At 37.8% G+C, this 15,676-nt stretch carries 9 protein-coding genes; 4 read left to right on the top strand and 5 right to left on the bottom strand.

Going from position 1 to position 15,676, the window contains the following annotated elements:
* Positions 1-126: 126 nt before the first annotated feature.
* The 5 genes from KNQ97_RS09870 to KNQ97_RS09850 are packed head-to-tail and all read right to left on the bottom strand — an operon-like array spanning position 127 to position 7,180.
* Complete coding sequence (locus KNQ97_RS09870; RefSeq protein WP_130114133.1) at positions 127-1,251, bottom strand: ABC transporter permease; 1,125 nt, start codon at positions 1,249-1,251, stop codon at positions 127-129.
* Between the two features lies 1 nt (position 1,252).
* The gene (gene rbbA, locus KNQ97_RS09865) at positions 1,253-4,009 is read right to left on the bottom strand and encodes a ribosome-associated ATPase/putative transporter RbbA (protein ID WP_130114134.1); all 2,757 of its coding nucleotides are present in this window, start codon (positions 4,007-4,009) and stop codon (positions 1,253-1,255) included.
* Complete coding sequence (locus KNQ97_RS09860) at positions 4,006-5,064, bottom strand: HlyD family secretion protein (protein WP_057050470.1); 1,059 nt, start codon at positions 5,062-5,064, stop codon at positions 4,006-4,008. The genes rbbA and KNQ97_RS09860 overlap by 4 nt, the downstream gene beginning before the upstream one ends.
* Positions 5,065-5,082: 18 nt before the next feature.
* Positions 5,083-6,480 carry an efflux transporter outer membrane subunit gene (locus tag KNQ97_RS09855; RefSeq protein ID WP_004907105.1) on the bottom strand — a complete coding sequence of 466 codons (1,398 nt, stop codon included), beginning with the start codon at positions 6,478-6,480 and terminating at the stop codon, positions 5,083-5,085.
* Positions 6,481-6,484: 4 nt separating this feature from the next.
* Positions 6,485-7,180 (bottom strand): TetR/AcrR family transcriptional regulator, encoded by a 696-nt coding sequence (locus KNQ97_RS09850; RefSeq protein WP_057050471.1) that lies wholly within the window; start codon positions 7,178-7,180, stop codon positions 6,485-6,487.
* A gap of 306 nt (positions 7,181-7,486) precedes the next feature.
* On the opposite strand from KNQ97_RS09850, the gene KNQ97_RS09845 reads away from it, so the two are divergent.
* The 4 genes from KNQ97_RS09845 (at position 7,487) to KNQ97_RS09830 (ending at position 15,653) form a co-directional block, all read left to right on the top strand.
* Positions 7,487-8,905 (top strand): phosphate--AMP phosphotransferase, encoded by a 1,419-nt coding sequence (locus KNQ97_RS09845; RefSeq protein WP_086384373.1) that lies wholly within the window; start codon positions 7,487-7,489, stop codon positions 8,903-8,905.
* A 553-nt stretch (positions 8,906-9,458) separates the two neighbouring features.
* A complete protein-coding gene (locus KNQ97_RS09840; RefSeq protein WP_010588950.1) occupies positions 9,459-10,127 on the top strand; it encodes a hypothetical protein in 669 nt (222 codons plus the stop codon).
* Complete coding sequence (locus tag KNQ97_RS09835; protein WP_004907117.1) at positions 10,127-12,454, top strand: hypothetical protein; 2,328 nt, start codon at positions 10,127-10,129, stop codon at positions 12,452-12,454. The genes KNQ97_RS09840 and KNQ97_RS09835 overlap by 1 nt, the downstream gene beginning before the upstream one ends.
* Complete coding sequence (locus tag KNQ97_RS09830; protein WP_253612164.1) at positions 12,438-15,653, top strand: tyrosine-type recombinase/integrase; 3,216 nt, start codon at positions 12,438-12,440, stop codon at positions 15,651-15,653. The genes KNQ97_RS09835 and KNQ97_RS09830 overlap by 17 nt, the downstream gene beginning before the upstream one ends.
* The last annotated feature ends 23 nt before the right edge of the window (positions 15,654-15,676 follow it).

The raw sequence follows: 15,676 nt of genomic DNA, 5'->3' as shown, positions 1-15,676 counted from the left end.
ATTTCAAAAAAATTATGCTATTCAATGACATTTATTTAAATCTTGCGCCATTGAATTATTATCAAAGAATAAAAAAAAAGCAGGCAGACTATTCGGGGAGTCATCTGCCTGCAAAAGGGAAACCCTTTACGCCATGGTATGAATCGTGTCTTTAAAGCGCTTCCAAGACACATAAAAAAACACTGACGCAATACCTAACAACCATACAAATGATGGCCACACCACATCGAATCCTGCATTACGGTATAAAATGGCCTGAGCCAAAGAGACGAAGTGTGTAGTTGGGGCAATCATCATGACATGCTGCACTATTTCCGGCATGCTTTCACGTGGAGTTGACCCACCTGACAACAATTGCATTGGAATTAGTACCAACATCATTAGCAAGCCAAACTGCGGCATAGATTTCGACACGGTGGCCATATAAATTCCCATCGAAGTGGTGGCAAACAAGGTCAGAAAAGCACCAAAGAAAAACAGCGCTAAACTGCCCTCAATCGGCACATGCAATGCCCCTTGAACCACGACTTTTAAACCGACAAATGCCGCAATCAAGACCACTAAACTCATCGACCAGACTTTGGACATCATGATTTCAAACACCGTCACGGGCATCACCATCAGATGTTCAATGGTGCCATGTTCACGCTCACGAATCAGTGCTGCCCCCGTGAGGATAATCGAAAGCATCGCCACGTTATTAATGATTTGCATCACACTGTTAAACCATATATTTTCCAGTGTCGGGTTAAAACGGGAACGTATTGCCAAATCTATCGGTAGCTGGCTAATTTCACGATTGCGAAGTACATATTCATTTACTTCAGATTGAATGATCTGCTGAATATAACCTGCGCCAGACATGGCTTGGGTCATTCGGGTTGCATCCACATTAACCTGAATTTCTGCTGCATCACCCGACAGTACATCCGACTGGAAATTACTCGGAATATTGACCGCAAAGGTAAATTCACCTGCGTCCATGCCTGCATCCATCGTGCCAAGCGTGGTGGTTTTACTGATAAAATTAGGCGGATAAAAGGCTGAAGAAATCCGTTCCGACAAGGTAGAGTGATCCTCATCCACAATCGCAATCGGTGCCATATTCAAGGTATCTTTGACCGCTGTTGATGCGGTATATACTGAGATGGTAAAGGTGTAAATAATCAGCACCAACATGGCAGGATCACGCCACAGGCTCCAAAGTTCTTTACATCCGAGCTGATAGATATTCTGTACTTTTTTGAACATCTTATTGCTCCTGTTTTTTCAGCAAGGCAATGGCTGCAAACATGATGACTGGAATCAACAGTGCCATAATCCATATAGCGTGTGTTAGGTCTGAAAAACCTAAACCTTTATTGAAAATTCCACGGCTAATATTGACCATGTGTGTTGCAGGATAAATTTCACCAAACCAACGCCCAAAACCATCTAAGGAGGTAACAGGGTTAATAATCCCTGCAAATTGCATGACAGGTACCAACGTCCCAATCATCACCAAAAACATTGACGCAATCTGACTTTTGGTCACTGTGGATGCCAATAAACCCATCCCTGTGGCAAAAATCACAAACAGAAATGCAGCAACTGTGAGGGTAAAAAAACTGCCTTTGACAGGTACATCAAATAAAGTCACGATGATCAAACACATCATAAAGTAGTTCAACATCGCCAACACGATATACGGAATCTGTTTGCCGATTAAAAATTCGCTGCGTGTCACAGGCGTGACGTATAAATTGACAATTGAACCGAGTTCTTTCTCTCGTACCACCGATAAAGCCGTCAACATGGCAGGAATCAGTAACAACAATAAAGGCATCACCGCGGGGGTCATCGCAGGTAAACTTTTAATATCAGGGTTATAGCGATAGCGCGTTTCGACATTCACTGTACTTGATGTTGCATCACCGCTTTGTTCCAACGTCTTTTGCATGAGCCAGTAAGTGTGAATCCCCTGTACATAACCTTGTACGGTTTCTGCACGTTGTGGCATTGCACCATCAATCCACACCCCGACTTGCACCTGTTCGCCACGCGCCACATCTCGAGCAAAATTAGGCGGAATTTCTATCGCTAAGGAAATTTCACCGCTACGCATTCGCCGATCGATATCGTCATAACTTTGCAACGGTGGTTTTTCAATAAAATAGCGTGACCCCGCAATACTCATGCTGTAATTCTGACTCAAACTGCTTTGATCATGATCCAGTACCGCAAATTTTAAATCTTCTACATCCATGGTGATGCCATAACCCATCACCAACAGCAAAATCAGTGACCCCATTAATGCCATGGTCGCTCGAATGGGATCTCGTGCCAGTTCCAAAGTTTCACGCCATGCAAAACTGAATAAACGCAGCAAACTAAATTTTTTCGGTGTTGTGTCAATTTCTTTATTGTCGGAAACTTCGCTAATATTTGCTTCAGCATCTGTTGGCTGATCTTTCGTGCCTGCACCTGCATCAATCAAGTAACCAATAAAGGCTTCTTCAAGCGTTTCAGCCTGACGATTTTCAATTAATTGTGCAGGAGATGCACTATCGAGTACCCGCCCAGCGTGCATCATCGACATACGGTCGCAACGCAAAGCTTCATTCATAAAATGCGTAGAAATGAAGATGGTCACGCCATCATTGCGTGATAAATTGATTAAATATCGCCAAAAATTATCACGAGCAATCGGATCAACCCCCGAAGTTGGTTCATCCAAAATTAAAATTTCAGGATTATGCACCAATGCCACTGCAAGCGATAAACGCTGACGCACGCCCAAAGGCAAATCATCGGGCAGTTTTTCTTTGACTTCTTCCAGGTCAAAACGCTCCAGCATGAGCTGTACACGTGGCTCAATCTGTTCTTTTGGTACATGAAATAATTTGGCATGTAAGACCAAATTCTGCACAATGGTCAGCTCGCTGTATAGGGAAAATGCCTGCGACATATAGCCGACACGGCGACGAGTTTCAATATTGTTGCCCTCTACAGGCTCACCAAACAGCCACGCCTGACCTTCTGAGGCTTCTAAAAGTCCCGTCAGCACTTTCATGGTGGTGGATTTACCACAACCATTCGAGCCTAAGAAACCAAATATTTCACCACGCTTAATTTTAAAATTAACATGATCTACCGCAGTAAAATCACCAAATTTCACTGTTAAATCTTGCGCTTCAAGAGCATAGCTTTCTGAACCGTAGTCAGGTAAAGGCGGAATCACCACAGGCTCATAGCCGAGCTTTTTTTCTTCTGGCAATAGTTGAATAAAAGCATCTTCTAAACTGTTACATTGCGTTTCAGTCAATAATTCTTGTGGTGTGCCAGTTTTTAAAATCTGCCCATCATCCATCATCGCCAGCCAGTCAAAGCCTTGTGCTTCATCCATATAAGCAGTAGCAACAATAACACTCATCTGTGGACGAACTTTGCGAATGCGGTTAATCAGTTCCCAAAATTGCGCCCGTGCCAAAGGGTCAACCCCTGTGGTCGGCTCATCTAAAATCAGAAAATCGGGATCATGAATCAAAGAACAGCACAGACTTAATTTCTGCTTCATCCCACCCGATAATTTACCCGCAGGACGGTCGAGAAAATTGTACAAGCCTGTGCTTTTGGTCAGATCATCAATCCGTTTGCGTCGCTCGGCAGCATCATGCCCAAACAGACGTGCCACAAACTGTAAATTCTCTTCAACCGATAAAGTTTTATATAGGTTTTTCCCTAAACCCTGCGGCATATAGGCAATATGTGGGCAAACACGGGTACGGTGTTGTTTATCGGCAATATCACCGCCCAACACCTTTAAGCGACCTTGCTGTACAATTTTCGCCCCTGACAGCAAAGCCAATAGACTGGATTTCCCCACCCCATCTGGACCGATTAAACCGATCATGCAGCCTGCTGGTAAGGATAGCGACACTTGATTCAGTGCAACCGTTTTTCCATATTTCAGACTAACATTTTCAATTTCTGCAACAACCGATCCTTTTTCAGATTGTTGTGTCATCATTTAACTGTGTTCTCTAAAAATGTCGGCCAAGCTGCCTGATCATCAATTTTGATATATGCCACACCTGGCAAACCTGTTTTGACTTGTTCGATATATTTGTTCAATAAAGTTGGATCAATTTTCGCTTTAACACGGAACATCAGTTTTTGACGTTCGCTTTCCGTTTCCACCGATTTTGGTGTGAACTGTGCAGTATCGGCAACAAAAGACACTGTAGCTGGAATCACCACATTTTTCGCAGCATCCAATACAATACGTACTTCTGTTCCAATAGCAATTTTACCTGCAACGGTTTCAGGCAAAAAGAACGTCATATACACATCAGATAAATCAATCAGATTGAGCACACGCCCGCCCGCTGCCACCAACTCACCCGGCTGCGCGACACGGAACTGAACACGTGCTTTTAATGGTGCACGTAACTGTGCATCATCCATATCAAATTTAATCCGTTCCACCGAGGCTTTGATGGCATCGACTTGAGAATGTGCGGCTGACACTTGGCTTTTAGACGCAACAATTGCCCCTTGGGCACTTTGTACCTGTGCTTTGGCTGCGCTTAATACCGCAACGGCTTGCTGTGCTGCGGCACGTTCATCATCCAGTTGTTGCTTGGACGATGCGCCTTCTTTGGCTAAAACTTCGGTACGCGCTAAACGATTTTTAGCCGCCATCAGTTCTGTTTCACGCTGTTGTACCATGGCTTCAGCGGCGGCTTTTTCGCTGATCCGCATCGCCACTTGTGCTTCCGCTGTCGCAATCGCATCCTGGGCTTGACGCTGTTGTGCTTCCAATTCACGTAACTGGGCTTCTAAAGTCGAAATTTTAACCCGCGCCAAGATTTGACCAGGCTCGACAAAGTCACCTTCTTTAACCAAAATTTCTTCTAACTGGCCAGATAGCTTACTAGATACGTTAATTTCAGTGGCTTCAATACGTCCATTGCCACTGACTAAGGCATCAGTGTCTGGCTTATTCATATTTTTCCAGATCAGATAAGCGACCAACCCTAAAACAACGATGAACCCAGCAATGGTTATTTTCTTAAAATTCATGTTTAATTACCCAATATTTTAAATTTTTTTTGCAAATGCGGTGTCACCACCCAAGGCAAAATAAAGACTGACATAGGACTGCATTAAGCTACTTTGCGTTTCAATCAATTGCTGTTCTGCACTAAGTAAATTGCGCTGTGCATCCAAAACGTCTAAATATCCCACAGCACCGTTGTCATAACGCAGTTGTGCCAGCCGTGCAGTTTCCTGGAAAGCACTGAGTCCTTGTTTCTGAATCCGTAATTGTTGATCTAAATATTTCTGTTGAACCAGTGCATCAGAGACTTCACGGAATGCGTTCTGTACCGTCTTTTCATACTCTGCCACTGCAATCTCTTTACGCACTTCTGCTAAGGTCAAATTATTTTTTAGACGACCCGCAGTAAAAATAGGCACACTGATACTAGGAGCAAACGACCAAACACTGCTGCCAGATTTAAATAAATCGTCTAAATCTGCACTGGCTGTTCCAAAACTGCCCGTCAGTGCGATACGTGGAAAAAATGCTGCGCGTGCCGCATAGATATTGGCATGCTTAGATTTAAGCATTGCTTCCGCAGCATGAATATCAGGACGGTTCAACAATAAGTCTGAAGGCAAACCCGTTTGTAGCATACTTGTTTTAAAAGTCACTTGATCTAAATCTGTTTTAGGCAAAGAAATCGGCTGTCCCACCAATTGCACTAAATAGTTTGCAGTCAGTGCACGGGATTTCTGTAATTCAGCCACTAAAGCTTGACCATTACTGAGCATTGTTTTTGCTTGCATGTATTCCACTTTAGAGCCTGCACCCACCTCAAAACGGCGCTTAAAAATTCGTACTGATTTTTCATAATTCTGTACAGAGCGCTGAGCAAAATGGATGCGTTTATCCAGTTCAGATAACGTTAAATAACTTTGAACAGTTTGCTGCATAATACTATTGCGTGCTGCACGCACATTGCTTTCAACTGCAAGAAATTGCTGCAAAGCCGCTTCATTCAAGCTGCGGATACGACCCCACAAATCCAGCTCCCATTGGTTCATGCCAAGACCCACAGAATACTGACTGGATGTCACTTCTCTACCGACATAAGATAAGTCGGCAGGCACATGACTGCGTTCCATGCTCGCAGTACCACCTATATTCGGAAAAAGTTCAGCACGTTGAATGTTATAAGCCGCTTGTGCTTCATGCATACGTAATGAAGCAATCTTTAAATCCTGATTCGCCACTAGTGCCAGATCGACAATATTAATAAGTTGTTGATCTTTGACATAATCAATCCAAGAAAGTGCTTGGTAAGAGTGCTGAGTTTGAATCGGATAATTATGAGATAAAGAAATTTTAGGCTTCTGATAAGGATCTATTTGTTGACAACCAGTAATACTGAATATAATTAAAAAACTACTATATTTTAATTGGGTAAATTGCATAATATTATTCACCCCAAAAATTAACAGAATGATAAAAATGAGAATTTGAAAACATATTTTTTAAATGAATATAAACTAACTGCTTCAATCTAATTTCAATATTAAAATTAGGATCTACCATCCAGTTATGAACTAAACCCATCAATGATGTTTTAATAAAATCATGTACCATTTCAATATCTACATTTCTTGATAATTCCTCTAGAGCTAATGCTTCTTTAAGCCATTTAATAGTGTTTTCCTCACGCATATTATGAGATCTTACCAGACATTCATTTAAAATTTTATTTTGCTCTAAACCATAAAATCTCAACCAAAAATATGCTCTATATTTTTCACGATACAAATAAAAATCATCTGAAATACTTAAAATTAATGAATTAATAGCATCTAAACCATATTTATTATTAGTTGCAATTTTAGATTTCTCATTTAACCAGTTTTCCAAATAATTTAAAACTCGAACAAGTAATTGATCCTTAGAACCATAGCGCCGAGAAACTAAACCGCGACTGTATCCAGCATTCACACCTACTGCCTCTAATGTAACTGCATTAACGCCACCTTCCGATAGAAGCTTAATAGTCTGATTCACCATCTTTAAATCAGATTCAATTGCTCTAACCTGTGTCTTTTTCTTAAAAAAAGCATTATTCAAGTTTTCTTTATGTTCTAAAACAGTTGAAATCTCAAGACTCACAACAGCCCCACTCCAAAGACATATAAAAATATTACTGTCAACAACTTTTTCTGAAAAGAATATAAACTTAAAATAATAAAAGGTCAAAATTTATATTTTAATATTTTAAATATCAATAAATAACAATAACTTACATTAAACATACTAATAAAAATAATAATAAAAAAAATACCGATCTTTTTAGTCGGCTTTGTTTTAATGGCACAAAAAAAGTTGTTGCAAAACAACTTTAATGATAAAACAATAACATTGACTGTAACTGAATTTATAATTATTTTATTAAAAATTTTTTAAACGAGACTTAAAATGAATTATCAAGACCTCTCCATTAAATTAATTCAAGAACAATATAAACTCAAGAATTCTAAATCAAAAAGTATATTAGTAATAATTGGCGGAATTGAACTAACGCGAAAAAATCAATCAATCAAAAAGCTAAGTGAATTAATGGATCCTAGATATTTAAAAATTAAGGCTGAAACCCCAAATAGAGTCAAAGAAAATAAATTAATTTGGCAACCATACATAAATGACATTCCAAAAAATGGACAAATCATGTTTTTTTATGGGAATTGGTATACTGATTTACTAGTGTCAACTATATTAAATGATGAAAAAATACAAAATAATGTATTCAACGAACACTTAAAGCGTATATATGAATTTGAAAGTTACTTAAAAAATAATAATGTAGATATTATTAAAGTTTGGTTTGATGTTTCATGGAGCAAAGTAAAAATTCGCACAAAAAATATTGATATTATTAATAAAATCCAAAGAGTTCCACGTTTTACATGGGATGATTTTCCACAAAAAAAATGGAAAACTAAAACCTTATACAATCAAATTCAAACTTTAAGAAATAGATTCACCCACGATTGGGTAATCATTAATAGTGAAAACAATATAGAAAGAAATACACAGTTTTCTCAATTAATACTTAAACATCTAAAACTACCACCTGTACAAATTAAGAATAAATTTAAATATCAGGCGGCACCTATTCCTTCAATTTTAACTCAAATAAAAAAAAGTGAAATTAGCCACATAGAGTATAAAAAAACCATTAAACAACTAGAAAGGAAAGTCGCAGATGTTCTACGTTATTCATCACATAACGTTGTATTAGTTTTTGAAGGTATGGATGCCGCAGGTAAAGGCAGTTCAATTAAGCGCATCATTAAATTTCTAGGGCTACACGAATATAATATTCATAGTATTTCAGCACCAGAAAATTTTGAACGATTACGTCCTTATTTGTGGCGTTTTTGGAATAAGCATTCAACTAATGGGGCACTTAATATTTTTGATCGCAGCTGGTATGGACGTGTACTTGTAGAACGTGTAGAAGATTTAATTAACCCAATAGAATGGCAAAATGCTTATGAAGAAATAAATCAGTACGAAAAACAACTGTCTGATACAAATACAATTGTTATAAAATTTTGGCTAGCAATTTCAAAAGATGAACAATTACGTCGTTTTTACAAGCGAAAAAATACACCTCAAAAAAGCTTCAAATTAACAGAAGATGATTGGCGTAATAGAGAAAAGTGGGATGCCTACTTACAAGCAGCATCAGATATGTTCAAATATACGAGCACAGATATTTCTCCTTGGCACATCATTGCCAATGATAGTAAATATGCTGCACGAATTGAAATTTTGCAAACTATCCTTCATAGCGTACAAAATAAAAATTTAGGTCACTTAGAAAACTTATAAGATTATATAAAGATATTTTATAATCAAATCAGGTGCCATTAGCATCTCGAAAGAATGAGTCCAAAAGCATTTGAAACAGGGCAGAATGAGGCTGTCTCATACTGGGATAACTAGAGCTGTCCCCTATGAACTCAAAATAATAGCCCTCTAGGTAAAGAGGTCCATTTTAATTTTGAGGCTGTATTAATTTAATATTCAACTTCTTTCAGTTCTTTAGCTAATAAAAATTTCCAAGCTCCGTTTTCATCAGGCTTGAAACTATACCTCCAATGTGCGAATAAGGCTGAAAACTCAAGTGGGAGATTGATTGCATAGAATATCTGTAACAACTTCTACCTGTTTCAATTGTTTAATTTCCCAAGTAAGAACCTCTATATCTTCAAATATACAGCATGTTATAGGTTGTTATTTAGTTCTTAAAATTATATAAAAATAACAATATATTGTATATTAATTGTAAATATACACAAGATATGGGGTATATCAATCTTGTTTAATATTTCAAAAAATTATAAGAATATTCAATTGATTGTTTTTTACACTTATGGGGACTATGGAAACGGCTTTTGATTTCAATGAAAAATTTGGCACACCTAAAAAATTGTTGTGTAAAAATTTTAATAAAATCCAAATCAGTGTACATCCTTATTTTTCTGGAATTTATCTTTGCTATCAAGAGGCTTTTAAATCCTTAAAAACTGATTTGTCTACATTAAATCCAAGTCTCGAACTTCACGTATGGAAAGATCCTAATTTCTCTGGTTTTACCATTACAAATAATTTTCAGTGGTTTCTATATTGGTCTCAGCATATACCAAAAAATATTAACGTACTTGTTCATTCTTTTCCTCAAGATGAGGACAAAATTGAGCTATTAAAAAAAGTGGCAAGTTCAGAATTCATAAAATTTCTGTCCTTTTATCATGAACTGGACCGACTTAACCCTAAAAAAATGCAATCGCTGATTAATGCCCATATTTCATCTGAAGTTATCCTGGCTTTAAACAAAGAAAATTCTTTCAAACCTCACCGTACTATGAGCTTGGATCTGCTTGCAGAACTGCTGTCATGCACACAAAATCAACTGAATTACCGCAATAAAGTTATAAACCGGAAAAGACAGAATGTGCTTGATCAACTGCAGCAAACCAGTGGAATTGTGCAGCAGCTTCTAAACAATCCCGACTTCGTTCTCACGCCAGATCAGCTATGGAAAGCATAATGTCAGAATCTAACCCAAGCCATCAAAATGCTGCTGATATTACGCGGGTATCATTAAAACAGACACTGGAAAAACTCTTTGGTGACGAGCAGCTCCAACGTACCAAACATATTCAATATGTTGCTGATTTACTGATTTCATATCCAACTGATCAATGTCTGGAAGGGCTGAATCTCGATCTATTAGATTTTGATCTAGAAACCAGTTCTGTTGTTGCTAGACCCGCTGCCTTGGTCTCCTCTCGAAAACATACTGTTCGCGCAACACCAGTCACTTGGTATGTGAACTCAATTGCACAATTAGCAAAGTCAGAAGAAAATGCGTTAATCTGGAATATCCTGGTCTTAAAAGCAGCAGTTTACCTAATTGCGCTTCCAGACATTCAACCTGAACTTTTTAAAGATGATCACACAGAACATTTCAACACTGTAAAACGTTTATTCCAGCGCTTCCGTACCGCCAATCGGGTTCTGAGTTCCGAAAAAGAATATCAAAATACTCCTGAATATATGCTTCTTTGGAAAAAGTATCTTAAAGATCCATCCCTTTCCTTAGTTGAATTTATTCGGTATTTGAATGAGGTTATTGATGAAGAACGTGATAAAGAGTCATCTAATGATTTTATGCAAAACCTGCTCAAAGTGATCCGCATCACCTTTAATTATGTTTTGGAAAATAAAGCAAAAATTGCCAAAGAGAGCATCGAGACTCAACTGCAACATGAATTTTTAGACGAAGATCAGCTGATTGTAGAAAGTTCAGAAATTAAAAAAGGGCAAAAATCTAAAGCTCTCAATATAGAAAAACAACTAGATGACCAAGATACACGTCAAATACTTGTAGACCCAACCATCGTTACCCCTCTGGCTGAATATTCAGAATCCAGCCAGAGCTATGTGCTGCCTCTGGTTGCCAAACATATTCAACGAAAAGAACATTTGCTGCCATACAGCAGCCTCTTTCCTAATATCACAAGTATAAGTGCTCTACTTACTGAACTATATAAAAATTACATTGTTGAAATTGAAGAAGACTCTAAAGACAAGGATAAAGAAACCAAAAAAAAGAAGGCATCCTTGATCCTGATGCTGTCATTTCTGACCGGAAATAAAATCCAGGAGTGGCTACATCTACAAAGTAAACGTGCTAAAAAATTGAATTCTCGCCAACAGATCAAGCAAAGCAATGGGCAATATTTTCTGAGAAGTAAATTTTCAATTTTTGAAAATAAGGATTTTGCTTATCCAGATGGCTTGCTCAACCAAACAGTTCATCTGGACATCCCGATCCCGAATTCATTTATTGCTTCGCTACGAGATGGTAACACCGTTACGGAAGAGGACATTCAGCAACATTTGAAACAGCTGAGAGCCAAACTTTATATTCCAAAATTATCATTAATAAGAATTAGCTCTCTTTTACATCAGACTATTTTGCAACGCACTGGAAATAAACAGCTTGCTGACCTTCTCACCGGTATTGATGCAAATAAGTCTTCTTCTACTTCTTATTGTCATCAAAATATCCTGACTTTACAGACTGAATATGTCTCAATTTTAAAAGAGCTGTGTGAGTCGTTATCCGATGACTACCAGAATATCGAATATGCTGCAGAAAAAAACTTTGGTAGCCGCAAAGCACCTACTTCAAATGTGATTCAAAATATCTTTGCCACACTCAAATTCAGAATAATTTCACAAAAAGAAGACGACTGGATAGCAATTTTCAATCATTACAATCTGTGGATGTGGCATTTCTTGTTGCTCTTTACTGCTGCACGACCCGTCGCTGAATTTCCAGGTTTTTTAAAAAGCTTTAACCTGAAAAGAAAAATATGCATGGTTTCTGATAAAGAGGTGGGTGGGCGTCAAGGCTATGGACGTTTAATTCCACTGGGTCATTTTGTCGCACAAGAACTCCAGAAATTCATAGAATTTTTACATTATTTTAAAACTCAAATTGCTCCTAGTCAGCCAGAAATTCCACAATATATTCAACATATTTTAGAGAGCAAGCTTCCACTTTTGAATATCTTTCAGGATGGTCAATGGCACCCATTAAGGCCATCAATTGTAAAAAACTTTCATCCTGAGTTAGGTTTGGAGCATGAAAACTGGCACCGGCATACTGCCCGTGCGTTTCTCAGCAATAAAATTAACGAAATTGAAATTTTAGCTTTATTCGGTCATGAACCGATGCAGCAAGAAGCTGCTCATCCTTATTCCAGCTTATCTATTTCACAATATTCAAGCATTGCTCATATTCTTGAACAAATGAAAGATCATTTTAATATTACCGGTATTGAACTAGATGTCCTCACTCAATAAACGTACTAAGCAAACTCGAACACTATATGCCGAAGCACGTAGAAAACAAGACCGACTCGATCAGGAAAAACAGCTTCGAGCAGATGTAGAACAGGAGCTAATTCAATACTTCCAAGAACAAGATTTGGAACAAAAAGGGCATCTTGAATCCTTCTATCCAGCAATTTATGAGTTTATTAAACGCAAAGCTCCAAGCTTGGCCTGGAAAAAATATGCGCATGAATTTTTTCGGTCATATATCAAGCAAATCAATTTAAATCGTCGTGAGACTTTGCCCCTACCAAATCTGACATTTGAGATGCAGCGTGATCAGCCGGTTTTTACAATGGACTGGATCGAGAAGGGACATCAGGTTGATGAAGTTCTTGATAAGCTTTGGGACTACTGGATTCTAGCGAAAGATAGCAAGACATTTTCTGATGATGAAATCATTGGAAATATTGTTATTTCTGCCCTGCTTTACTCAGGCTTAAATCAAAAATCCTCTTTAGAAGCTTTGCTTGAACACTTAAAAGATCCGGCAAAAATCAGAAAGATCGAAGATCTGAACATTATATTTTTAGAACCGCTCTCCCCCTCTTATGGAGATCTCTTTATTGATGAAAAAACCATCCGTAAATCGCGTAATTTTATTCCGGATCAAATTACACGCTTATGGTTAATTCATTTTAATAGCAGAAATATTCGTACAGTAAACCAGAATGTAGAAGACTATCTACAGCTTATTTTTAATAAGATTAAGTTACCATTTAATCTCAAAACTTATAAATTGTTACGCGACTACGCCAACTTTAACTGGATGCAACTCCCGAAAGTTGACATTGATCCTGCACTTTCACAATGCCTCATTGAGAATACTGCAACCTGTGGCTTATCAGAAATAGAATTTGAAAGATTTCTTCATCCAAAATTTAAATATCAGCAGGACACTCTTACTGATTCAAATGTAGAAAAATCACCATCTACTGTGAGGGAATCCTACTCTAATGATGACATTCAGCAAGCCTTGGATGATGTTATAAAGATTCACAAAGACCTTTTACAACTGATTCGTACATCACAAACTGATCAAAGTATCGATGCATTAATCATTAAATATTGCATTGAAAATACTAATAAATTTAATGAGTATAGTAAACGTGTCGCCTTATGGCTCATCAGCCTTTATAAACCAGAATTAGAACAGATTCAGCCACTGGCTGAACGTTTTAATTTTTGCGTAAACCAATTTCAAAAATCGTTTCAGCAGAATAAGCGTTTAAAAGACGGTTCGATTTACACTTATTATTCGCGTATTGCCGAGCCGTGGTTAACTCACTCTTTACAATATCTAGATAGCGAAGATGATCTGAATACGAACCTAGCGAAGATCTACCAACAAATCATCACGAATACCCGACTCGCAGATGAAGCAGGCCAACCTGAGTTTAAAAAATCCAGTGGTCAGACCGTCAGGATGTTGAAACGCTTCCATAGCTTTCAACAAACAGTTTTTGAAGCTGAGTCTCTCGAATTAGAGTCAATTGCCATACAAAACAGACCGAGAGCACGTATCATTGGTCCCATGACTTATCAAGCTTTCATGAACAAGTTAGATACCTTATTTTCAGGTGCTAATAGTCAAGAAAATACTTATAAGATATTAAAAATCATCTATATCTTAGCTTACCGTACCGGTATGCGTATTAATGAAATTCTAGGCTTACGTGTGCGGGATATCGAGGGCTTGAGCTGTCTATCCGTATGGATTCAGCCTTACGGCTCAAAAAAGAAAGGAAATTTACATCAACTTAAAACAGATAGTGCTGAACGCAAAGTTCCTGTGTATTGCTTATTAAAAACCGATGAATATCAACTATTTCATAATCATGTAGTCGAGCAACGTCTACTCAATCAGGAAAACTTATACCTATTCAGCAACTGGAATGAAAATAGCAAGCTGAACAAACATACGGTGACAACACCTTTCAGAATGATTATGAACGAGCTTTTTAAAACTCATGACTATTCTTTTCACTCATTTCGACACACGGCTGCCAATCACTTATCCATTCTGCTCAACTGCGATTATGCTCCACTGGTCAAGAATCTTACGGATTATACTGCAGAAGAATATCAGTCCATTCGGACAGAGTTACTCCGTAATACGCATGGTCAAAATCATTGGTTTATGATTGCCCATTTACTGGGTCACATTGACCCTACGGAAACCTTTAAAAGCTATATTCATCTGAGCTACCTGATCGCTGGACATAAAATACTGCAATATCACCCAGACATAGATACTCAATTAGCAAAGAAAATGATGGGCTACCTGCCTTCTTTCAAATTTTTAAACACAGTAAAAGATTCTGCTCCATTCAATTTCGAAAAACATGCTGTCCATTTAAGTCAGCAGTTACTCAACGATCAAACTGACTGGTTAAAAAGTAACGTAGAAGATATTCTAGATGAGGTTTCATTTAACGCTCAGCCTCATGATTTTTTTAAATATTTTGCAGGAACAAAGGAATCCAAAATTTCATTTGCATGGTTTTTTAAATGCTTAAATTTACTGGAAATTCATCATGATCCAGATCTAGTCTCAAAGGAAATGTGTTTACCTGTAGAACTGGTTAACTACTGGTATGAAAATGCAAAACAACTAGGCCAGCTCAAGTCTCAAAAAAATAACCCAAGATTATTTGATCTCAACAACACAAATCATCTGGATAAACCTTTGAAACCCGCCATGATAGATACCGTTGAAGAGCGCACAGCAAGGAACTATTTTTTTGAAAATATTCAAAATATATTTGAAAAAAAGCCAGATCAAATAAAAGCGGTGCTTGAGACATTTTTAAGTCGTGTTACAGTTTCTCATACCGGCATTCATTATCGATGGAATAAAATCGATCAATTGGAATCATTTTATTCCAAGGTAAAAGACCTGTTTCCCCATCAATTTTGGCATTTGCTTGGACAAGACTTGGTACAATTGTTAGATAAAAAGAAACAACCTTTATTACTGAAGCTGGCTAAATCGAGCACAACAGAGCATCCTACGACTCAAGAAGATTATGTTCGTCTCCAGCTTTACTCAACAAAAGATGCCAAAGCACTGGCAGCGTTTAAATTCTGTTTACATTTAGCCTGTATCGGTAGACCTCGATCTCTTGAACTCCAAGTTGCAGGACTAGAAATCACTACATGCTGTTAAATAATTTAACCGTTGTTTCCTTA

This window comes from Acinetobacter sp. UC24323 (genome assembly GCF_024151445.1).
Taxonomy (GTDB): domain Bacteria; phylum Pseudomonadota; class Gammaproteobacteria; order Pseudomonadales; family Moraxellaceae; genus Acinetobacter; species Acinetobacter baumannii.
This window is presented reverse-complemented; position numbering and strand designations above follow the sequence as displayed.